21 protein-coding genes are annotated in these 19,833 nt (G+C 69.6%); 13 read left to right on the top strand and 8 right to left on the bottom strand.

Annotated features, from left to right (window positions below; genetic code table 11):
- Positions 1 to 89 precede the first annotated feature (89 nt).
- From G9C85_RS09680 to ribH, 5 genes are all read left to right on the top strand, one after another.
- A complete protein-coding gene (locus G9C85_RS09680) occupies positions 90 to 1,433 on the top strand; it encodes a DolP-mannose mannosyltransferase (RefSeq protein ID WP_166039398.1) in 1,344 nt (447 codons plus the stop codon).
- Between the two features lie 72 nt (positions 1,434 to 1,505).
- On the top strand, positions 1,506 to 2,348 hold the full coding sequence (locus G9C85_RS09675) for a polyprenyl synthetase family protein (protein WP_166039396.1): 843 nt from the start codon (positions 1,506 to 1,508) through the stop codon (positions 2,346 to 2,348).
- Positions 2,345 to 2,995, top strand: a complete 651-nt coding sequence (locus G9C85_RS09670; RefSeq protein WP_166039394.1) for a GrpB family protein — start codon at positions 2,345 to 2,347, stop codon at positions 2,993 to 2,995. The genes G9C85_RS09675 and G9C85_RS09670 overlap by 4 nt, the downstream gene beginning before the upstream one ends.
- Positions 2,996 to 3,050: 55 nt before the next feature.
- On the top strand, positions 3,051 to 3,647 hold the full coding sequence (locus G9C85_RS18585) for a riboflavin synthase (RefSeq protein WP_193570690.1): 597 nt from the start codon (positions 3,051 to 3,053) through the stop codon (positions 3,645 to 3,647).
- Entirely contained in the window at positions 3,644 to 4,108 is a 465-nt protein-coding gene (gene ribH / locus G9C85_RS18580; protein WP_369680789.1) for a 6,7-dimethyl-8-ribityllumazine synthase, read from the top strand. Before G9C85_RS18585 ends, ribH begins: the two co-directional genes overlap by 4 nt.
- Positions 4,109 to 4,170: 62 nt before the next feature.
- On the opposite strand, the gene G9C85_RS09660 is transcribed toward ribH, so the two are convergent.
- On the bottom strand, positions 4,171 to 5,280 hold the full coding sequence (locus G9C85_RS09660) for a DUF373 family protein (RefSeq protein ID WP_166039392.1): 1,110 nt from the start codon (positions 5,278 to 5,280) through the stop codon (positions 4,171 to 4,173).
- 158 nt (positions 5,281 to 5,438) lie between these two features.
- On the opposite strand from G9C85_RS09660, the gene G9C85_RS09655 reads away from it, so the two are divergent.
- A complete protein-coding gene (locus tag G9C85_RS09655) occupies positions 5,439 to 6,287 on the top strand; it encodes a YqcI/YcgG family protein (protein WP_166039390.1) in 849 nt (282 codons plus the stop codon).
- Positions 6,284 to 6,868, top strand: coding sequence for a cysteine hydrolase family protein (locus tag G9C85_RS09650; RefSeq protein WP_166039387.1), 585 nt, complete (start codon positions 6,284 to 6,286; stop codon positions 6,866 to 6,868). Before G9C85_RS09655 ends, G9C85_RS09650 begins: the two co-directional genes overlap by 4 nt.
- A 35-nt stretch (positions 6,869 to 6,903) precedes the next feature.
- Here the strand turns inward: G9C85_RS09650 and G9C85_RS09645 are convergent, their stop codons facing one another.
- Positions 6,904 to 7,848 (bottom strand): alpha/beta hydrolase, encoded by a 945-nt coding sequence (locus G9C85_RS09645; protein ID WP_166039385.1) that lies wholly within the window; start codon positions 7,846 to 7,848, stop codon positions 6,904 to 6,906.
- A gap of 113 nt (positions 7,849 to 7,961) precedes the next feature.
- On the opposite strand from G9C85_RS09645, the gene G9C85_RS09640 reads away from it, so the two are divergent.
- Positions 7,962 to 8,795 (top strand): SDR family NAD(P)-dependent oxidoreductase, encoded by an 834-nt coding sequence (locus tag G9C85_RS09640; RefSeq protein WP_166039383.1) that lies wholly within the window; start codon positions 7,962 to 7,964, stop codon positions 8,793 to 8,795.
- Between the two features lie 86 nt (positions 8,796 to 8,881).
- Complete coding sequence (locus G9C85_RS09635) at positions 8,882 to 9,877, top strand: radical SAM protein (RefSeq protein ID WP_166039380.1); 996 nt, start codon at positions 8,882 to 8,884, stop codon at positions 9,875 to 9,877.
- Between the two features lie 154 nt (positions 9,878 to 10,031).
- Here the strand turns inward: G9C85_RS09635 and G9C85_RS09630 are convergent, their stop codons facing one another.
- Complete coding sequence (locus tag G9C85_RS09630) at positions 10,032 to 10,469, bottom strand: hypothetical protein (protein WP_166039378.1); 438 nt, start codon at positions 10,467 to 10,469, stop codon at positions 10,032 to 10,034.
- Between the two features lie 86 nt (positions 10,470 to 10,555).
- The gene (locus G9C85_RS09625; RefSeq protein WP_166039376.1) at positions 10,556 to 11,497 is read right to left on the bottom strand and encodes an alpha/beta fold hydrolase; all 942 of its coding nucleotides are present in this window, start codon (positions 11,495 to 11,497) and stop codon (positions 10,556 to 10,558) included.
- A gap of 253 nt (positions 11,498 to 11,750) precedes the next feature.
- On the opposite strand from G9C85_RS09625, the gene G9C85_RS09620 reads away from it, so the two are divergent.
- Both G9C85_RS09620 and G9C85_RS09615 read left to right on the top strand, forming a co-directional pair.
- Positions 11,751 to 12,242 carry a TRAM domain-containing protein gene (locus tag G9C85_RS09620; RefSeq protein ID WP_166039374.1) on the top strand — a complete coding sequence of 164 codons (492 nt, stop codon included), beginning with the start codon at positions 11,751 to 11,753 and terminating at the stop codon, positions 12,240 to 12,242.
- A 224-nt stretch (positions 12,243 to 12,466) separates the two neighbouring features.
- The gene (locus G9C85_RS09615; RefSeq protein WP_166039372.1) at positions 12,467 to 13,252 is read left to right on the top strand and encodes an SDR family oxidoreductase; all 786 of its coding nucleotides are present in this window, start codon (positions 12,467 to 12,469) and stop codon (positions 13,250 to 13,252) included.
- On the opposite strand, the gene G9C85_RS09610 is transcribed toward G9C85_RS09615, so the two are convergent.
- Both G9C85_RS09610 and G9C85_RS18880 read right to left on the bottom strand, forming a co-directional pair.
- Positions 13,253 to 14,368, bottom strand: a complete 1,116-nt coding sequence (locus G9C85_RS09610) for a sugar phosphate nucleotidyltransferase (RefSeq protein WP_166039370.1) — start codon at positions 14,366 to 14,368, stop codon at positions 13,253 to 13,255.
- On the bottom strand, positions 14,362 to 14,646 hold the full coding sequence (locus tag G9C85_RS18880) for a hypothetical protein (RefSeq protein ID WP_166039368.1): 285 nt from the start codon (positions 14,644 to 14,646) through the stop codon (positions 14,362 to 14,364). The genes G9C85_RS09610 and G9C85_RS18880 overlap by 7 nt, the downstream gene beginning before the upstream one ends.
- Positions 14,647 to 14,902: 256 nt before the next feature.
- Between G9C85_RS18880 and G9C85_RS09600 the strand changes: the two genes are divergently transcribed.
- On the top strand, positions 14,903 to 15,967 hold the full coding sequence (locus G9C85_RS09600) for a polyprenyl synthetase family protein (protein WP_166039366.1): 1,065 nt from the start codon (positions 14,903 to 14,905) through the stop codon (positions 15,965 to 15,967).
- A gap of 5 nt (positions 15,968 to 15,972) precedes the next feature.
- Here the strand turns inward: G9C85_RS09600 and G9C85_RS09595 are convergent, their stop codons facing one another.
- Positions 15,973 to 17,157 (bottom strand): MFS transporter, encoded by a 1,185-nt coding sequence (locus G9C85_RS09595; protein WP_166039364.1) that lies wholly within the window; start codon positions 17,155 to 17,157, stop codon positions 15,973 to 15,975.
- 188 nt (positions 17,158 to 17,345) lie between these two features.
- Positions 17,346 to 18,683 carry a hydroxymethylglutaryl-CoA synthase gene (hmgB, locus tag G9C85_RS09590; protein WP_166039362.1) on the bottom strand — a complete coding sequence of 446 codons (1,338 nt, stop codon included), beginning with the start codon at positions 18,681 to 18,683 and terminating at the stop codon, positions 17,346 to 17,348.
- A gap of 207 nt (positions 18,684 to 18,890) precedes the next feature.
- On the opposite strand from hmgB, the gene G9C85_RS09585 reads away from it, so the two are divergent.
- A complete protein-coding gene (locus tag G9C85_RS09585; RefSeq protein WP_166039360.1) occupies positions 18,891 to 19,832 on the top strand; it encodes a replication factor A in 942 nt (313 codons plus the stop codon).
- The last annotated feature ends 1 nt before the right edge of the window (position 19,833 follow it).

Below are 19,833 nucleotides of genomic sequence, written 5' to 3'. Positions count from 1 at the left end.
TGGAGAGGCAGTCGAACACCGCTCTGGCGTGGTGGCTTGTTCTCGAGGGGAAGACACTTGCCGGGCGCCGTCGGGAACCCAGACGACGGATGGCGTACGCTCGTTCCGCGATCCCGCCCGCGTTCGAGCGAGTCCGCGACGCTGTCGCGGCGAGTCAGCGGCGCGTCGACGCCTGGCTCGCGGGGCGCTGGCGCGCGGTCCTCGTGGTCGTGGCGGCGATCGCGCAGGGGCTGTCGGCGTGGCGCGTGCTCTCGCTCCCGGGGCGTCCGCACCTCAGGGATTCGCGGATCTTCGAGTACGTCGGCTGGCAGGTCGCTCGCGGAACGACGCTGTACGTGGAGACGTTCGAGGTGAAGCCGCCGCTGTCGTTCGAGACCACCGCGGCGCTGTCGCTACTCGCCGGCGACGACCAGTTGCTCTACCACTACCTGACCGTCGTCGCGACGTGCGTGGCGGCGGTGTGCGTCGTCGTCCTCGTCGGCGAACTCGCGCACGACGTCACGGGCGAGCCCGCTGCTGCGGTCGCCGCCGGCCTGTCCCTGTACGTCCTCCCGCTGTTCGCGCTCCGCTCGGGGTTCGGGTTCAAGGCGAAGTACTTCGTGCTCGCGACCGGCCTGCTCGCCGTGTGGTTCGCGCAGCGAGAGCGCGACGGGCTGGCGGGCGCGGCGGCGGCGGCGAGCGTCGGCTACTGGCAGGTCGCGCTCGTCTTCCCCGTCGTCGTGCTCGCGTTCGCGACGGGACGCGGTCGGCGAGCGGTTGGACGCGTCGTCCTCGGGGGCGCGGTCGTCTCCGCGCTCGTGCTCGCGCCCGTGCTGCTCGCGGGCGTCGACGGCGTCGTCGCGATGCTGAACCAGACCGTCCTCGTGACGGCGTACGCCGCCGAGGACGGGAGCGTCCTCGACCGCGCGGTTCGCGTCCCGAACATGCTCTGGTGGGGTCGCGGCCTGTTCGCGGTCGGCGCGCTCGGTCTCGGGCTGGCGGCGACCCGCGACCGCGACAGCGCCTGGTGGGCCGCGGTCTGCGGCGCGTGGTTCCTCGCGGTCGCGGTCGCGTTCGACCTGGACGCCGCCCCGGACCTGTTCCCGTCGCTCGCGTTCCTCGGCGTCGGCATCGCGCTCGTCGCCGCCCGCGTCGGTCCCGCCGGTCGCGGCGTCGTGCTCGCGGCCGTCGCCGCCGTCGTCGTCCTCAACGTCGGGTTCCTCGGCGGGTTCGGCGTCGTCGCCGAGCCGATGACGCTCTCGACGGAGTCGCCGCCGGTCGCCGACCCCGACGACGTCGACGCGCCGTACTCGACCGCCGAACACCACGCGCTCCTCTGGCACGGCATCCCCGCCGACACCTGCCACGTCTTCTTCGGCCCGACACAGGAGGCGTGGGTGGACGCCGTCGAGGGGTCGCCGACGGAGGAGCGCTGTCGGACGACGTTCCCCTGACCGGGCGTCGCCGCAGTCTTCGCGTCGTACAATCCGTCACCTACTTGCCGGACACCCGCTTACGCGCTGGCAATGGAGTTTCTGGAGCGACGTCAGGGGCTCGTGAACGACCGTCTGCGGGAGGTGCTGTCGGACGTCGAGCCGGCGGCGCTCCGCGAGCAGGTCGAGCACGTGTCGCTCTCCGGTGGGAAGCGCGTCCGGCCGGTCGTCACGGTGCTCGCGTGCGAGGCGGCGGGCGGGACGGCCGAGGACGCGGTCGACTACGGCGTCGGGATCGAGCTCGTGCACAACGCGTCGCTGGTCGTGGACGACATCATCGACAAGTCCGACCTGCGGCGGGGGACGGCGTCGGCGTGGACGGAGTACGGCCACGGGCCGGCGATCGTGGCGAGCGACGGCTTGCTCGGGGAGGCGTTCGCGCTCTTCAGTCAGGACCCGCAGGCGACGCAGGTGGTCGCGGAGGCGATGGTGGAACTCGGCGAGGGCGAGGCGACGGAGGTGGCGGCGATGCCGGCGAACGAGGACGAGTACATGGAGCTTGCGCGCCGGAAGACGGGCGCGCTGTTCCGTGCGGCGGCGGAGCTCGGGGCGGTCGCGGCGGACGCGGACCCCTACACCGTGGAGAAGCTCGGCGAGTACGCCGAGCGCGTCGGCGTGGCGTTCCAGATCCGGGACGACGTCCTGGACGAGACGGCTGACGCGGACGACCTCGGGAAGCCGACGGGGCACGACGAGGCGATGGAGCGGCCGTCGGTCGTGCAGGTGACGGAGTTGACGCCCGAGGAGGCGACGGCGCGCGCGGAGGCCGAGTCGGAGGCGGCCCTGGACGCGCTGGCGGCGGTGGACGCGGACGGGTCGGAGGCCGGCCAGTACCTCCGCGACCTCGCGCGGTTCGTCGTCGTCCGCGAGCGATGACTGACCGGGACGACGCGGGGGATGCTGGCGGGATCGACGACGGCGAGGAGGAGGACTGCCCGTGGTCGAACGCGCCGACGCCGCCGGACTCGCTCGGGCTGGCGCGCGGGACGGTCGAGCTCGTTCCGTACCGCGGGGCGTGGGTGACTGCGTTCGAGCGCGAGGCGGCGCGACTCGAGGCTGCGCTCGGCGAGGACGCGGTGGCGGTCGAGCACGTCGGGTCGACCGCGGTTCAGGGGCTGCCCGCGAAGCCGATCCTGGACGTCGCGGTCGGCGTCCCGGACCTCGCGGTCGCTCGCCGACACCGCGAGCGTGGGACGCTCCGCGACCTCGGGTACGCGTTCCGTGGGACCGACGACGTCCCAGACCGGCTGTTCTTCGCTCGCGGCCCGCCCGAGCGCCGCACGCACTACGTGTCGGTGACACCCGTCGACGGCGAGACGTTCCGCGAGCAGGTGGCGTTCCGGGACGCGCTCGAGGCGGACGACGCGCTCCGGGAGGCGTACGCGGCGCTGAAGCGCGACCTCGCGTCGACACACGGCGACGAGCGCGAGCGCTACACCGCGGAGAAGTCCGCGTTCGTCGAACGCGTGCTCGCGTCGGTCGGCGTCCAGTCCGCCGACAGCGAATCCACGACCGATCGGTAACGTCACGTTTCTGGAATCCATAACGTGTTTGTGAGTGGTGGGCTGTTGTCGATGCATGTACACCGGCGTCATCCGCCACACCGGTCGCATCGAGACGGTCGACGAGTACCACGACGGCGCCGTCGTCCGCGTCGGCGCGCCAGACCTCGGACTCGAACCGGGCGACAGCGTCGCGGTCGACGGCGTCTGCCTCACCGTCGAAGCCATCACGGACGCGGGGTTCCGGTCGTTCGCGTCCGACGAGACCGTCGCCTGCACCGCACTCGTCGACCGCGCAGGCGACCCCGTCAACCTGGAGACGCCCGTCTCGATGGCCGAGGCGCTCGACGGCCACGTCGCGAAGGGGACGGTCGACGCCACGACGACCGTAGAGCGCATCGAGCGCGAGAGCGAGGACGGCACGTGGACGTACCACGTCGCGATCCCGGACGGGCACGCCGTCCACGTCGCGCCGAAGGGCGCGGTGTCGCTCGACGGCGTGAGCCTCACCGTCGACGCGGTCGACGACGACGCCGGCACCTTCGCCGTCGCGGTCGTCCCCGAGACCCGCGAGCGAACGACGCTCTCGCACCGGGGGGCCGGCGACCGCGTGCACTTCGAGGCCGACGTCCTCGCGCGCTACGCCGCCCGCGCCAGCGAGGTGCGGACGTGAGAGAACGCGAGGACCACGACGACGACGGCGACGAAGACGCCGAAGCGCGGGTCGCGCTCGTGGTCGCGCGGTTCTACCCGGACCTCGCCGACGAGATCGCCGCCAGCGCGGTCGAACGCGCCGAAGCACGCGGCGGGACGGTCGTCGAGCGCGTCCCGGTCCCGGGCGCGTACGACGCGCCCGTCGTCGCGGACAGGCTCGCGCGACGGGACGACGTCGACGCTGTCGCCGTCCTCGGCGTCGTCGTCACCGGCGACACCGACCACGACCGGGTGGTCGCGCACGCGACCGCTCGCCTCCTCGGCCGCGTCGCGCTCGACCGCGAGACACCCGTCGGGTTCGGCGTCCTTGGCCCCGCACTGAGTGGCGCGGAGGCCCGCGAGCGCGTCGAGAAAGCCGCCAGCGCGGTCGACGCCGCGCTCGACACGCAGGCGGCGCTCCAGCGAGTCTCGTCGTCTTAGCTAGCGAGCCCCAGCGTCATCTTAGCTAGCGAGTCCCGTCGTCGTCGAGGGACGACCGCCGGTCAGTTCGCGGGGTCGACGCGCTCGGGGTCGTCGTCGCCGTCGCCGCCGAAGTGCGTCTCCGCGACCGCGAACGCGAGCGTCGACGCGACACCGAGGAGCGTGCCGCCGAGGAGCGTCGCGGCGAGGAACGACAGCGAGACGACGTCGAGGAAGTACGCGCTGACGCCGTAGAGGACCGCGCCCATGGCGACGACGTAGAACGGCGCGTTCAGGTACCGCCACTCGAGTCGGCCCGCGATGTACTCGTCTGTGATCTGGCCGAGGCTCGTCGTGACGCCGGCGGCCGCGAACCACTGGACGGCGCCGAACACGAGCGCGGCGAGCACCTCCACCGCGGTGAGTTCGCCCGCAGTGCTCGCGCGGATGCGGTCGAGCGTCTCCACGCCCGTCACGCCGCCGACGCCCAGCAAGGCGGCGGCGACGACGTAACTCAGGATCGTCATCCGGCCAGCGTACAGCGACGACCGGACGCGGTCGACCGCGCCGTCGAGCTTCTCGCCCACGCCCAGGCCGCGCCCGAGGACGTAGAACCCGATCGCGGCCGAGGACAGCCCGAGGATCTCCCCGGGTAGCTCGAGCAGGTCCGCGAGGATCGCGAGCGGATAAATCAGGAGGAGGATGCCTAGCGGCACGAGGATGGTCCCGCGGGTCTCGGGGTCGTTCATCACCTGCTTGAGCGTGTAGTACATCGACTCCAGGTCCTGCGCTTGCCTGACGACGACCCGGCGGACGCCGTCGACGGTCACCCGAGAGCGGATGACGGGGATGACGGACTCGTCCTGCGCGCCGTCCGTGACGATGAGCGCCTTCACCTCCTCGCTCGTCGCGAGCCCCGCGAGCACCTCGTCGACCTCGTCGCCGACCGCGCGGTTCGCGCGCACGTCGCCCTTCTCGTTGCCCGTCACCGCCGCCACCTCCACGCGCTGGTCCGTGATGGTGTCGGCGAGGTGCACGCCCTGGAAGAGGACGTTCACGTCCGAGTCCTCGGGGTCCGCCGTCGCGAGCTTCACCGCGGCGTCCTCGACCGCGTCACGCCCGACGACCGGCGTCTCCACCTCGGTCTTCCGACCGACGTCGTCGTCCAGGTCGACGCACACCACGAGCAGCATCGTCGGAACGTTCGCCGTCGGCGTTTATCTGTTTTTGGTTGGCGCATCGGTAGATCGGTTCGAGCGCTGGAGTCGCCACAGTTCGAGCGCCTGCGGTGGTCTCGTCAGGCAGCTGACTTCCGACGCGTTCATGGCCCCGTGGTCCCGTACGTTGCTGCATGAGCACCGGCGTCACGGGCGGTCGGGAGGCGCTCGCGGGGACCGACGTGGTTCGCCTGTACGAACAGGACCGAGTGGAGCGACGCGTGGACGAGGGGACGCTGCCGGCGTGGGCGTGCCGCCAGTACGAGGCCTTCGACGAGAAGCTGCTCGGTGACCGCGACGGGACCGCGTTCCCGTGTCACTTCGGGGTCGACGCCCAGCAAAACGGCGGCGCGCTGTACGCGTTCGTCCCGAATCCCACAGAGCCGGGTGCGTTCGCGCCGGACGCGCTGGACGCGCTCGCGGACGTCCTCGCGGCGTACCTGGCGACGTTCCGGATGCACGGCCCGCGCACGTCGCTCGTGACGCTGTTCGAGCCGCCCAGTGACCCGGCGGCGTGGGGCGAACGCGAGTACCGGGAGGCGTTCTGGGGCGTCCTCCAGTCCCTCCACGACGCCGACGACGCGCCGTGGCCGGCCGACATCCCGACGGACCCGGCGCATCCCCAGTTCGAGTTCTGTTGCGGGGGCGAACCGATGTTCGTCACGGGCGCGGCGCCGTTCTACGACGAACGCGCGAGCCGGTACAACGGCGTCGGCCTCGAGGTGACGTTCCAGCCGCGAGCCGTCTTCGCGGGCATCACGGGCGACACCGACGCCGGCCAGCGCGCTCGCGACCAGATCCACGAGCGCATCGCGGGCTACGACGGCACCGGCCCGCACCCCCACATCGGCGACTGGGAGGACGACGACAGCCACGAGTGGAAGCAGTACCTGCTCCCGACGGGCGAGGAGACGTACGCCGACGACGCCTGCCCGCTCGACGTCGACCCGGATGCGGTCGCGGAGGCGGAGGCGGACGCATGAGTCGGGACGCAGCCGCGGACGGGACGCGACCGTTCGCCGTCCAGGACGCCGCGCTCGTCCTCGTCGACGTCCAGGAGGGGTTCGACGACCCGGCGTGGGGCGACCGGAACAACCCCGACGCCGAGGCCCGCATTGCGGACCTGCTATCGGCGTGGCGCCGTCGCGGCTGGCCGGTCGTGCACGTCAAGCACGACTCGACGGAGCCGGAGTCGCCGCTCCGCCCGGACGCCCCCGGGAACGCGTTCAAGCCCGAAGCGGAGCCGACGGTCGGCGAGCCCGTGTTCCACAAGTCCGTCAACGGCGCGTTCGTCGACACCGACCTCCAGCCGTGGCTCGAATCGCGCGGCGTCGACCGCCTCGTCCTCGCCGGCCTGACGACCGACCACTGCGTCTCGACGACCACCCGGATGGCGGAGAACCGGGGGTTCGACGTCGCCGTCGTCGCCGACGCCACCGCCGCGTACGACCGCGAAACCCACGACGGCGACGTCCTCGTCGCCGACGAATCCCACCGCGCCGCGCTCGCTCACCTGAACGGCGAGTTCGCGACCGTCGTCGACGCCGCGACGCTACTCGACTGACGCACCTCACAGTGGCTCCCGGACTGAGGTAGCTCTCACTCGCTCTCTGCGGGTTCGAGCGCGTCCGCGAGGTCGTCGGCGACGTGCCGGATGGCGGTGCGGGCGCGGTCCACCTCGCGGAACGTAATGAACCCGTGGACCATCGACGGATAGTTCACGTAGCGAGTGGGGACGCCGTCGTCGACGAGTCGCTGCGCGTACGCCCGCCCGCCGTCGCGGAGCGGGTCGAACCCGGCGGTGACGACCGTCGCGGGTGGGACGCCGGAGACGTCGCAGGCGTTCGTCGGGTCCGCGTACGGGTTCCGTTCGTGCATCTCGCTCTCGAAGTAGCACTCGCGGAACCACTCGACGTCCGCCTCGGAGAGGACGAGACCGGTGTGCTCGCGCATCGACGCCTGGTCGGCCTCGACGCCGACGCTCGGGTAGAGGAGCGCCTGGTAGGCGATGTCGGGACCGTCGCGCTCGGCGGCCACGAGCGCGGCGACGGCGGCGAGGTTCCCGCCCGCGGAGTCGCCCGCGACCGCGAAGCGGTCGTCCCCGCCGACTGCATCGGGGTGCGCTGCCGTCCACTCCACGGCGGCGTACGCGTCCTCGACCGCCGCCGGGAACGGGTGCTCGGGCGCGAGTCGGTAGTCGACGGAAAGGACGGAACACCCGCTCTCCCGCGTGAGATGCCGACAGAGCCACTCGTGGGTCTCGATGCTCCCCAGCACGTACCCGCCGCCGTGGAAGAAGACGACCGTCGGGACCGACTCCTCGGCGTCGGGGCGGTAGAGGCGAGCGTCCAGGCCACCGGCGGGCCCCGGAATCGTCAGGTCGCGCGTCGCGCCGACGCTCGGCACGTCCCGGTTCTGGACCCACATCGCCGCCGCACTGACCAGTCGCAGGAGCTTCACGCCCCCTCGACTGTGCGGCATCGGGAGACGCTGCTGGCGTTCGACCGCCGCCATCGCCTGCGGGTCCACCTCGTTCGCCTGCATACCCGACTGTTAGGGAAACCGACACAAAAGGGCTCGGCGACGAGCGAGCGCCGCCAGCGACGGCCGGTTCCGGCAGTAGCTCTACAAGTCCAGACCGCGTCCTGATAGTACGCATGAACGGGATAGCTGGGAGGACCGCGCTCGTGACCGGCGCCGGGTCGGGCATCGGACGCGCGTCCGCCCATCGATTCGCGGAGGAAGGCGCGAACGTCGTCGTCGCGGACGTCGCCGAGGACGCCGGGCGCGAGACGGTCGCCCAGATAGAGGCCGCCGGCGGAGACGCGACGTTCGTTACAGTCGACGTCTCGGATCTCGCGTCCGTCGAACGGATGGTCGAAACCGCGGTCGAGACGTACGGCAGCCTGGACTTCGCGCACAACAACGCCGGCATCCTCACCGACTTCGTGGAGACGACGGGGATCACCGAGTCCGACTGGGATCGGATAATCGACGTCAACCTCAAGGGAATCTGGGCCTGCATGAAGGCCGAACTCCCCGTGATGGAGGCACAGGGCCACGGTGCCATCGTCAACACCGCGTCCGAGGCGGGCCTCGTCGGGATGGGCGGCCTCTCCAGTTACTCCGCGAGCAAGCACGGCGTCGTCGGACTCACGAAGTCCGTCGCGCTCGAGTACGCGGAGCGAGGAGTCCGCGTGAACGGGATCGCTCCGGGACCGACGAAGACGAACATCCAGTCGGGGATGCTCGGCGGCACGACCGGGTCGTCGTCGCTCCTGGGCCGACTCCGGTCGGCCTACCGGACGCTTCGGCTCGTCGTTCGCACGATGCGCGCCGACTTCGACACGTCGGCGATGCGCGACGTGCCGATGGACCGGATCGCCGACCCCGAGGAGATGGCGGGCGCGGTCGCGTTCCTCTGCTCGGCGGACGCCTCGTACGTCACCGGGCACACGATACCCGTCGACGGCGGGCAGGCGGCCGACTGAGCGGCGCCGCGACCCCACCGCCGCGAACGCACGCGTCCGCGATTCGTACGCTTTTTCCCGCTGCACGCGGTTGCTAGGGACAACGAATGATATCGAAGGGCTGCGAGCAGTGCGCCAAGGGCGGCAAGATGGTGATGTTCGTCTACGGCTACTGCGACCAGCGCGACTGCTTCTACTGTCCGCTCGGCGAGAACCGGAAGAACGTCACGGACGTGTACGCGAACGAGCGCCTCGTCGAGGAAGACGAGGACGTCATCCAGGAAGCAAAGCGCATGGACGCCCTCGGCACCTCCATCACGGGCGGGGAACCCCAGGAAGCGATGGACCGCACGTGCCACTACCTCTCGCTGCTCAAGGACGAGTTCGGCGAGGACCACCACACGCACCTCTACACGGGCATCACGGGCGGCCGCGAGAACATGCGTCGCCTGAGCGAAGCCGGACTCGACGAGATTCGATTCCATCCGCCCGTCGAACTCTGGGGCGACATGCACGGCACCGAGTGGGAGGAGATCCTCCACGTCGCTCGCGAGGAGGGATTGACGCCGGCGTTCGAGATCCCCGGCATCTACCCAGAGCCCGAGTTCCTCGACTTTTTGGACGAGGGCGCCGCGGACTTCTGCAACGTCAACGAGTTCGAGATGAGCGACGGGAACTACCGCCGCATGCAGGAGGAGGGCTTCGAACTGAAGGACGGCCACATGAGCGCCGTCGAGGGGTCCCGCGAGGAGATCCTGGACGTGATGGGCGACCACGAGAAGGTGTACTTCTGTACCAGCGTGTTCAAGGACGCCGCCCAGCACCGCCGGCGCCTGAAGCGGATGGCCCGCAACATCCGCCGGGAGTTCGACGAGGTGACCGACGACGGCACGCTCGTGTACGGGAAGACGACCGTCGAACCCGAGCGCCTACAGGCACTCGGCGTCCCCGACGAGTACTACACGGTCAAGAGCGATCACGTCGAGGTGGCGTGGTGGCTCCTGGAGGAGATGGTCGAGGAGGGCGACGTCGACGACGGCGAACTCGTCGAGCAGTACCCGACGGTGAACGGCACCGTCGTCGAACGCACGCCGCTCGCCTGAGCGGAACCGTCGTCGAACGCACGCCGCTCGCCTGAGCGGAACCGTCGTCGAACGCACGCCGCTCGCGTAAGCCGGCGGGTCCGGCTCTTTTCGCGGTCCTGCATCCTGCGTTCGTAGCGACGCGTCCACGGTCGTCACGGCGCGTCGGTGGCCATCACTGCGCGTGTGCGAGGTAGTTCGGGCGGCGGTTGCGGCCCCGGAACGCGGCGACGATGACGGCGACGCCGGCGGTAGCGGTCGAGAGCGACGCGAGACCGAAGGTGGAGAGCGGGGCGACGTACGTGCGGCGCGCGAACTCGTGGTAGGCGCCGTCGTAGAAGACCGCGATGGAGCCGCGGCCGGGGCCGGGGAGTGCGCCGATGCTGTCGGTGACGTACGGGTCGCCGTCGATGGCGGCGCGGACGAGCGCGCGGTCGGTCGGCGTCAGGTCGGCGTACGCGACGACCCAGTCCACGCCAGCGACGTTCGCGGTGACGCCGACGTACGCGAACTCGAAGCGGACAGCGCCGACGGCGAGCCCGGTGGCGACGACGAGGAGGACGACTCCGGCGACGAACAGCGTCGACGGCGCGAGCCGCAGGCGGGGAAGCATGGGCCAAATACGGTCCGCGAGCGCTTAACCGCTCCGCGCGGGCGACGGCTCCATGGGCCGCTCTCCTGGCGGGGTTCGGGGCGGCCTCAGTCGACGAGGAACTCGAGGACGGCGTCCCGCGCCTTCGTGGTCGGTTCGAGCCACGGCGTGTGGCCGTGGTCGGTGAGCGCGATCATGTCCGCGTTCGGCATGGAGGCGACGACGGGGCGGCCGACGCTCGGCGGCCAGAAGAAGTCCTCGGTCCCCCAGACGAACCGCGTCGGGACGGCGCTCGACGCGAGTTCGTCGCGGACGATGAACTTCTCCAGCATCCCACCGCGGAGGGTGCCGGCGTGGTAGTTCAGGGAGACGAGGCTGTCGGTGTTCCCGGGGACGTTCTCTGCGGCGAGTTCGACCTCGAGGAGCGCGTCGGAGAGCGCGCTGTCGTCCTCGAGGTTCACCTGCTGCCAGCCCTCGCGCGCCTCGTCGACGCTGTCGGCGACGTTCCGCCGGAACAGCCACGGTCCGATCTTCGGGACGTACGTGAGTCGGAACAGCCACGGAATCTTCCGGGAGAGTCCGCCGGGGGCGCCGACGAGGCACGTCCGGTCGACGCGCTCGGGGTGGTCGACCTGGAGGTGCAGCGACTGCATGCCGCCGAGGGAGCTCCCGAGGAGTCGCGTCGAGTCGACGTCGAGCGCGTCCATGAGGCCGGTGACGTACGCGACGCCGTACTCGCGGAAGTCCACGTCCGCGTACTCCGTTGGTTCGGACAGCCCGCGGCCGGGGCGGTCGGGTGCGACGACGCGGAACTCCTCGGCGAGCGCCTCGAACAGCGGGAGCCACGTCGCCGCGCTCGTCGAGATGCCGTGCAGGCAGAGCAGTGGTGGGCCGTCGCCCGCTTCGAGGTAGTGGATGCGGTCGCCGTCGACGGTCGCCGTCCGGGACGCGACCGAGACGTCGAGGTCCGCGGCGTACGATTCGAGCGCGTCGAGGTACGCGCGCTCGCCCGGGTCGTTCGAGCGCGCTTCGACGGTCGTCAGGGGCATACGCGAACCCACCCGCGCACGCAGGAAAGAGGTATCGGCGCCTCGACCGCAGCAGACGACCGAGGCCGACAGTCCAGCCAGCCGCACGCATAGCCTCCCCGCCAGAGCCGCGCGTAGCTTCTCCGCCAGGGCCGCGAGGGGTGCCGCGGCCGCGGAGAACCCGGGGACGGCCGACGGCAGCGATGCGCGTTCGCTCCCGCGGCGGTACCGACCCAACGCAAGCGTTTAGGCCTACGGGGCGCAACAGCACTCCATGCCGGACTGTCCACTGGCGGACGATTGCCCGCGGTTCACAGAGCAGATCGAAGGGATGGGGTGCCAGTCCTACGGCGACCGAAGTGGGATGGAGTGGTGTTCTGACTACGACCAGCCGATCTCGGACCTGAAGACCCAGCCCGTCAAGCCCGGCGAGGAGATCGTCGTCGAGGTGACGGACATCCACGAGAGCGGCGCCGGCGTCGGCCGTACCGAGGACGGCTTCATCGTGATGGTCGACGGCGTCCTCCCCGACGCTCGCGCCCGCGTGAAGGTGACGAACGTCCACTCGAACCACGCTCGCGCCGACGAACTGGAACGACTCCCCCTCGAGGAAGAGGCCGAGGGCGACTCCGACGCCGAGATGGGTCCCGAGGAGGCCGATGCCGACGAGGTCGATGCCGACGAGGACGACGACAGCGACGACAGCGGCGGGCGCCGCGTCGACCGCGAACGACTCGGGAGCCGCGAGAACTTCTGGGGGAACTGACGCTCGCTCCCGAAGCGGCATCGACCTGGACAGTCCACGCCGTCCCCGTCGCGCGTCCACCGATTCTTCACGCGTCAACCCATTCGTCGCTCTCCGCCGATTCCTCCCTCTCCGCCGGTTCTTCCCTCTCCGCCGGTCCGTCGCTCGCCCCACTTCGTCGCTCGCTCGTCGCACTCCTTGCAGCGGGCCAATCGTATTAGTTGGTTCCCGTCGTCTGCGTGAACATGGACCTGCACCTTGCCGACGACGTAGCACTGGTGACCGCGAGTTCTGCTGGTCTCGGGTTCGCGAGCGCGCAGTCGTTCGCTCGCGAGGACGCCGACGTCGCGATCTGCGGCCGGGACGCCGAACGGCTCGCGGCCGCTGAGGCGGCGCTCGAGTCCGTCGGCGACGGGCGCGTCCTCGCCGTCCAGACCGACCTGACCGACCCCCACGACGTCTCGGCGCTCGTCGAGGACACCGTCGACGCGTTCGGCGGCCTCGACCACCTCGTCACGTCCGCTGGCGGACCGCCGTCCGGTAGCTTCCACGACGTCGAGGACCGCGACTGGTACGGCGCGTACGACACGCTCGTCATGAGTGCCGTCTGGACCGTCCGCGAAGCCCACCCGCACCTCGAGGACAGCGGCGCGGGGACGTGGACCGCGATCACGTCGCGGAGCGTCCGCGAGGTCATCGACGACCTCGTGCTCTCGAACGCCGTCCGCAGAGCCGTCGTCGGACTTGTGAAGTCCGTATCCCACGAGTTCGCGCCGAGCGTCCGCGCGAACGCCGTCCTCCCCGGCGCACACGAGACGAGCCGCATCACGGAACTCGTCGAGGACGCCGTCGACCGCGGCGAGTACGACGACTACGAGGAAGGCCTGGCGGCGTGGGGCGAGGACGTCCCGCTCGGCCGCATCGGCGACCCCGAAGAGCTCGGGGACGTCGTCGCGTTCCTCGCCAGCGACCGCGCGAGCTACGTCACCGGCGTGAGCGTCCCCGTCGACGGCGGGAGCCTCCGGAGCTAGTCAGAACAGCCCGCGCTCGCGGAGTTCGGCGACGACCGCGCGGACGCGCTGGCTGGACTCGCGAGGGACGACGAGCACGCGGTCGTCGAACGCCGCGACGACGAGGCCGTCGCCTTCGACGACCGAGACGTGCTTGTCGTCGGTCGCGACGACCGCGTCCTCCGTGTCGACGAGGACCGCGTCGCCGGAGTCACCAGCGTCGGAGCCTCCTTCGGTCGCGAGGACGGCGTTCCCGGCGTCGTCGCCGTCGAGGATGCGGCCGAGGGCGTCCCACGACCCGAGGTCGTCCCACTCGAACGCGGCGGGGACGACGTACGCGCTGTCCGTGCGTTCGAGGACGGCGTAGTCGACGCTCACCGCGGGCGCGGCGTCGAACGCCGCGTCGAGGGCGAGCTCGTCGTCCGCGAGCGATTCGAGCGGCGTCCCCCGGCACTCGCGGAGGAACGCGTCGGGCGTCCACGCGAAGATGCCCGCGTTCCAGAGACAGCCAAGGTCGCGGAGTTGACGGGCGGTCTCGCGGTCGGGCTTCTCGCGGAACGCCGCGACCGGCGCGTACTCGCCGGTCGCGTCATTCGCTTCGGTCCCGTCGGTCGCGTCGGTCGCTTCGGTCGCGTCGGTCCCGTCGGTCGCGTCCGCGTCTCCTGCGAGCGGCTCGAACGCCGTCGGCTCGACGTATCCATATCCGGTCGCGTCCCGCGTCGGCTCGACGCCCATCGTCACGAGCCCCTCGGTCTCGACCGCGACCGCGGCCGCGTGCCTTGCGGCTGCCGCGAAGTCGCCGTCGACGTGGTGGTCCGCGGGTACGCTGAGCAATACGCAGTCGCCGAACGTCTCGCGGACGCGCCGGGCGGCGTACGCGAGCGCCGGCCCCGTGTCCTTCGGAGTGGGTTCGACGAACACGTCGGCGCCGGGGGCGTGCTCGCGAACGTGGTCGGCGTGCGCGTCGCCGGTGAGGACGACCGTCTCGTCCGCGAACGCGACGCGATCGACGGTCTCGGCGAGGAGCGACCGGTCGCCGTCGAGCGAGAGGAACTGCTTCGGGCGGTCGCTCCGACTCGCCGGGTACAGCCGGGTTCCGGTGCCGCCGGCGAGCACGCACGCGACCGTCGTCACCACGTCTCTATCCGCCCGTCCTCGATGTCCTCGAGACAGCCCTGGCAGTCCACGCGGTCCGGATCGAAACAGGCGGGGGCGCCGTTCTCGTCCAGCGCCACTGCACGCTTCTCTGCGTGCAGGCGGCAGACGATGCGCGCACGTCCGTGTTCGTCGCGGGGAAGCTTGCTCACCTGCTTCCCGGTCGCGAAACTCTCGCGGGTCCTGGCGTACTGGCGGCCTGCCGACCGGAGCGTCTTGCGGATGAACTGCCCGACAGAGTCGTCTGTGTCGTCGCTCACCGCGGGCACCCCTCGAAGACGAGCGCTCGCATTGGTGTCCCATCGTAGCGGCGCGAGCCACTAAGGTACGTTGGTGCGGCCAGATTCGTCGCCGGTTCGGGCCACAGACGGGCCGACGTCGGTGTCCCCCGAGGCCTCGAATTGCCAGCTCGCAGATTCGTCGAAACCGAACGACTAGAACGCTTCTGCGGACCGAAATTCCAGATAGTATGAAATGATTTAAGGAGAGTAGGGTCCAAAATATATCCCACTCAGTATGTGGTCCCCAATCGAGCGATGGCGCGAACCCATCGACGACCGACTGGAAACGGTGCTTCCCCCCACAGTGACCGACGAGTGCCTCCGGGAATGGATCGGCCCGGCCCGCGAGCAGTACGACGTGACGGCCGTCCAGGAGACCCTCGCCGACCCCGTCTGGGACCTCCTGGATCGTGGCGGGAAGCGCTGGCGCGCGGTGCTCGCCGCCGTCTGCTTCGAGGCGCTCGACGCCGAACCGAGAGCGCACCTCGACTACGCTTGCATCCCGGAACTCGTTCACAACGGCTCGCTCCTGGTCGACGACGTCGAGGACGAAGCCGCGCTACGGCGTGGCGGTCCGACGATCCACCGCGAGTACGGACGGGACGTTGCCCTCAACGCCGGCAACGCCCTCTACTTCCTCCCGTTCCGCCTCCTCGAACGGACCGCGACCGACCTGGACTCGGCGACCCAGTGCGAACTCTACCGACGCCTGACGGCCGAACTCATGAGTCTCCACGTCGGTCAAGGGATGGACGTCCACTGGCACTCGTCGCCTCGCCCCGAGGTGGCGCCGGCGAGCTACCTGGAGATGAGCGCTCGGAAGACGGGAAGTCTCGCGCGGCTCTCGACGGACGTTCCCGCAATCGTCACGAACCAGCCGCCTGCCGTCCGCGAGGCGCTCCGCGCGTACGCGACGGACGTCGCCGTCGCGTTCCAGATCAGCGACGACGTCCTCGACGTCGAGACGGCCGCCGAGCACGGCGGGTCCTTCGGGAAGGAGTTCGGGAACGACATCAAGGAAGGGAAGGTGACGTTGTTGACGATCGCGGCGCTGGAGCAGGCGGATTCGGCCGACGAACGCCGTCTCCGCGAGGTGCTGGCCGACGACGACCCGGACCGCGACGACGTCGCCGACGCGCTCGCGGTGCTGCGGGAGACGGGGAGCGTCGAGTACGCCCGCGACCAGGCCATCCGGTTCGGCGACCGAGCCCGTAGTCACCTCGAGGGACTCGACCTGCGGACGGAACCGATGGCGGACCTGGAGGCGTTCGCCGCGTTCGCCGTCGAGCGGGTCGTCTGAGGTCGTCAGTCGGCGTTCTGGGTGACGGCTGAATCGACGTCGAACACTCCCTGCTGGCGGTAGATGACGACGAGTGCGACCAGTCCGGTGGCGACGAGGACGGTCCCGGCCCCGAAGAACAGCCTCGCGATGCCGGTGGCGCTACTCAGTGCACCCATCACCGCCATCGCGACTATCTGCCCGATCTTGTTGATGCTCCGGTAGAGCCCGATGAGTCGCCCGGTGAACTCCGTGCCGCCGTACCGCTGGACGACGGTCGTCCCGCACGAGACGACGATGGCGACGGCGATGCCGAGGACCGCGCTCGCGGCGACCGCCACGGGAAGCGTCTGGGCGACGACGAGCGCCAGGAAGCTCGCGCCAGCGACGGGGAGCGTCAGCGTGAGTGCGACCGTCTCCGTGATCGACTCCTCGTAGTGCGACATCGCGAGTCCGCCCGCGACCGCGCCGAACGACGTCACCGCGGTCAGGACGCCGTACGTGGCCTGGTCCAACAGGAGGACGTCTCTGACGTACAGCGGCAGGAGCGTCTTGTACGCGTCGATGGTCCCGTACCCGAGGGTGCTGACTGCGGTGACCAGCAGCAAGACGGGTGCGGTCGAGAACTGTCGGAGGCCGTTCAGGAATCCTGCGGAGAACCGCGTCGACGGGTCCGCATCGACGGTCGACGTCGGTAGTCCGAGGAGGACGATCGCCGTCCCAACGTAGAGCGCGGCCACGGTCCCGAGCAAGAGTTCGCGGGAGAACGCAGCGAGCGCGACGCCAGCGATCCCGGGGGCGACCATCGAGGTGAGTTTGAGGACGACGTTGGCCCTGAGGAGGCGCGAACTCGCGACGAGCTCGGTCACCATCGCGCGCTGCGCTGGCTTGAACACTTCCGCGAACAACGCGAGACAGAAGAACGCGAGGTACAGCGTCGGCAACGACTCGAGCACGAGGAAGCTGGCGGCGACGACTGCGCTGAGTACCTGCGTCACGACCATCAACTGCCGCCGGTCGACGCGATCCGCGAGTACTCCGGAGAGCGGACTCACGACGACGGTCGGGAGGAGACCGATGATCGTGATGCCGGCGACGGGGAGCGCGCTGATGCCGTCTTCGAAGACGAATCGGCTGCTGAGCGTCACGAAGGAGAACCACCAGCCGAGTGATACTGAGATATTTCCGAGGACAAGCCGCCCGAACTTCATCGAATGTCGCGGACGGAGCGCGGGAGGGAGCATGCCTAGAAGCCCCTTTCAAGCCATAATTTAAATACTTATATATTCGTAATGTAGTATTTAGTGAAGTGAGACGGGATGCGGACGATGCCTCCTGTCACGACTGCAAGGACGTGGGGGGGGCGAGAGTCGCCCGGAGCGAACCACCCGAGCGGCGGTCACTCGACGAATCGGTACTGGCGTTCGCCCATCGGCCCCCACCCGTCGAAGACGAACTCCGCCGACGGCGTCGTGAATCGAGTCCGAGGAACGTCCTTTTCGTAGTTGTGAACGTCGTGGATCGACTCGTACTCGTCGAAGGAGAGCTCGTATCGGTTCGCGATCTGGTCGTCGATTGTTACCTCGCGGATCGCGTCCTGCCACCCGTCCATCACGGTCTCGGCGTGCATCTCCGCCTGTGCGCCACTCCCGTAGGATCCGACGAGCAGTCGGTCACCGGCGAGGTCCTCGCCCGCCGAATGTGCGTCGAGGAGTGCGCTCACCCGGGCGACGTGGACGGAGCCCGTGTACCAGTTCCCCACCTCGCGCGAGAGCGCGAGCGTCGGTTCGATGCGATCGGCGTACCACGCCTCGTACGCGTCGGTCTCCCGGAGCTCGTCCATGTACTCTCGGATGGCCGTCTCGTAGGCATCTCGGTCGTCGAACTCGGCCTCGCGGGGCTGGAACCCGATGTCGTCGGCGAGCGCGTCCTCCATCTCCGTCCCACGGACGGTGTGCCGGAAGCCCAGCAGCGCCACCTTCCGGACCATGCCCGGGAACGGCGTGTGGAAGGGAATGTACGCGAAGTCCGTCGGATGGACCGACGCCGTCTGCGCCTCGAGTTGCTGTCCGGCCTCGAGCATGCGGTCGAGGTAGACCTGCACGGAGCGCTTCCCGTCGACGCTCGGGAACTGCTGGTTGGGCTTCAGGAAGTCCGTCTCGTCCGCGCTCCCGTACCCCTGCGCTGCCGAGAGTTCCACCAGCGAGGGATCCTCGTCGACGAGCATCGCGATGGCGCCCGCACCCTGGGTCGCCTCCCCGGGGTCGCCGCGCTCGTAGAGGGCCGTGTCGGTCGCGACGACCAGTGCGGCCCGTCCGCGGTTGCGACCCGCACGAATCCAGTTGTACGCGTCGTCGAGGCTCTGCGTGCCCGCGATGCACGCGAACTTCCGCTCGCCCTTGTTCGCGTGATGGAAGTCACCGTCGTACACCTCCTCGAGACACCCCGCGATGTACGTCGAGACCGGTTTCGAGTTGTCGAAACTCGACTCCGTCGCCACGTCGATCCGGCCGACGTCGTCGGGCGTGATCCCCTCCCGTTCCATGAGCCGGTGAGCGGCGTTCGCGCCCATGGTCACGATGTCCTCGTACGCGTCCGGGAGGGAACTGGCGTGCAGTCCGAGTCCGTCCGCGTACTTCTCGGGGTCGTCTCCCTTCTCGTCGGCGAAGGTGGTCGTGAGTTCGAGTTCGAGCTTTCCACTCCAGATCTCGACTGCATCAATACCGATGGAGGACATGAATAAGCCGTCAAGCTATTAGATTAAATATCTTTTCTTGTCTCATGCACGCCACGCCACTGGATATATTCGTATAAATGTAGTTACGTGTGCGTCCAGGAGCACGGGCGCGGTTTCACTTCCACTCCGCTCACGACAGTTTAAATACTATCGGGCGCGAACGTCGATACGTCTCCCACGAAACACACGCGGAGACAGGAACCCACAATGAGCGATCTGCGAGACCACGCCGAAGACATACACGAACAGTTCTCGGACCACATCGACGTCAGCGTCGACGCCGTCGAGGAGCGCCTCCAGACGCTCGTCGGCGAGTACAAAGTGCCGCTCGACGAGGCACGGCGCTCGGTGACGAGTCACTACCTCGACGAAGCCGGCATGGAGCGCGACGCGCTCGGTGGCGGCGGCGCCGGCGGCTCGAACGACCACGTCCAGGTCGCCGACGTCGAGGAGGACGAACGATGGATCGACGTCACCGCGAAGGTCGTCGACCTCTGGGACCCCCGCAGCGACGCGGTCGCCCAAGTCGGCCTGCTCGGCGACGAGTCCGGCACCATCAAGTTCACCGCGTTCGCGTCCAGCGACCTCCCCAAATTGGAGGAGGGCGCAGTGTACGACCTCGGGAACCTCGTTACCGACGAGTACGAGGGCTCGTACTCCGTGAAGCTGAACCGGACGACCACCATCGAGAAACTCGACACCGACCTCGAGGTCGGCGACGACTCGACGACCGTCGAGGGCGCGCTCGTCGCGATGCAGTCCGGGAGCGGACTCATCAAGCGCTGCCCCGAGGACGACTGCACGCGCGTCCTCCAGAACGGCCGCTGCAACGAGCACGGCGAGGTCGAGGGCGAGTTCGACCTCCGCATCAAGGGCGTCGTCGACGACGGCGTCGACGCGCACGAGGTCATCTTCGACAAGGAGACGACCGAAGCCATCACCGACATCTCGCTCGAGGAAGCGAAGGACATGGCGATGGACGCGCTCGACACGACCGTCGTCGCGGACGAGATCCGCGACCTCGTCATCGGGACGTACTACCGCGTGAGCGGGCCGACGTTCGGTCGGTACGTGCTCGCGGACGACGTCGAGGCACTCACCGAACCGGTCGATCCAGCGCCCGCGCTGATCCGCGCGAGGTCGATGTGAC

This window comes from Halorubellus sp. JP-L1 (genome assembly GCF_011440375.1).
Classification (GTDB): Archaea; Halobacteriota; Halobacteria; order Halobacteriales; family Natrialbaceae; genus Halorubellus.
This window is presented reverse-complemented; position numbering and strand designations above follow the sequence as displayed.

Excerpts from the sequence above, each read along its gene's own strand:
- G9C85_RS09680 (WP_166039398.1), top strand. The coding sequence starts at position 90 with ATGGCGTACGCTCGTTCCGCGATCCCGCCCGCGTTCGAGCGAGTCCGC.
- G9C85_RS09675 (WP_166039396.1), top strand. The coding sequence starts at position 1,506 with ATGGAGTTTCTGGAGCGACGTCAGGGGCTCGTGAACGACCGTCTGCGG.
- G9C85_RS09670 (WP_166039394.1), top strand. The coding sequence starts at position 2,345 with ATGACTGACCGGGACGACGCGGGGGATGCTGGCGGGATCGACGACGGC.
- G9C85_RS18585 (WP_193570690.1), top strand. The coding sequence starts at position 3,051 with ATGTACACCGGCGTCATCCGCCACACCGGTCGCATCGAGACGGTCGAC.
- G9C85_RS09660 (WP_166039392.1), bottom strand. The coding sequence starts at position 5,280 with ATGCTGCTCGTGGTGTGCGTCGACCTGGACGACGACGTCGGTCGGAAG.
- G9C85_RS09655 (WP_166039390.1), top strand. The coding sequence starts at position 5,439 with ATGAGCACCGGCGTCACGGGCGGTCGGGAGGCGCTCGCGGGGACCGAC.
- G9C85_RS09650 (WP_166039387.1), top strand. The coding sequence starts at position 6,284 with ATGAGTCGGGACGCAGCCGCGGACGGGACGCGACCGTTCGCCGTCCAG.
- G9C85_RS09645 (WP_166039385.1), bottom strand. The coding sequence starts at position 7,848 with ATGCAGGCGAACGAGGTGGACCCGCAGGCGATGGCGGCGGTCGAACGC.
- G9C85_RS09640 (WP_166039383.1), top strand. The coding sequence starts at position 7,962 with ATGAACGGGATAGCTGGGAGGACCGCGCTCGTGACCGGCGCCGGGTCG.
- G9C85_RS09635 (WP_166039380.1), top strand. The coding sequence starts at position 8,882 with ATGATATCGAAGGGCTGCGAGCAGTGCGCCAAGGGCGGCAAGATGGTG.
- G9C85_RS09630 (WP_166039378.1), bottom strand. The coding sequence starts at position 10,469 with ATGCTTCCCCGCCTGCGGCTCGCGCCGTCGACGCTGTTCGTCGCCGGA.
- G9C85_RS09625 (WP_166039376.1), bottom strand. The coding sequence starts at position 11,497 with ATGCCCCTGACGACCGTCGAAGCGCGCTCGAACGACCCGGGCGAGCGC.
- G9C85_RS09620 (WP_166039374.1), top strand. The coding sequence starts at position 11,751 with ATGCCGGACTGTCCACTGGCGGACGATTGCCCGCGGTTCACAGAGCAG.
- G9C85_RS09615 (WP_166039372.1), top strand. The coding sequence starts at position 12,467 with ATGGACCTGCACCTTGCCGACGACGTAGCACTGGTGACCGCGAGTTCT.
- G9C85_RS09600 (WP_166039366.1), top strand. The coding sequence starts at position 14,903 with ATGTGGTCCCCAATCGAGCGATGGCGCGAACCCATCGACGACCGACTG.
- G9C85_RS09595 (WP_166039364.1), bottom strand. The coding sequence starts at position 17,157 with ATGAAGTTCGGGCGGCTTGTCCTCGGAAATATCTCAGTATCACTCGGC.
- hmgB (WP_166039362.1), bottom strand. The coding sequence starts at position 18,683 with ATGTCCTCCATCGGTATTGATGCAGTCGAGATCTGGAGTGGAAAGCTC.
- G9C85_RS09585 (WP_166039360.1), top strand. The coding sequence starts at position 18,891 with ATGAGCGATCTGCGAGACCACGCCGAAGACATACACGAACAGTTCTCG.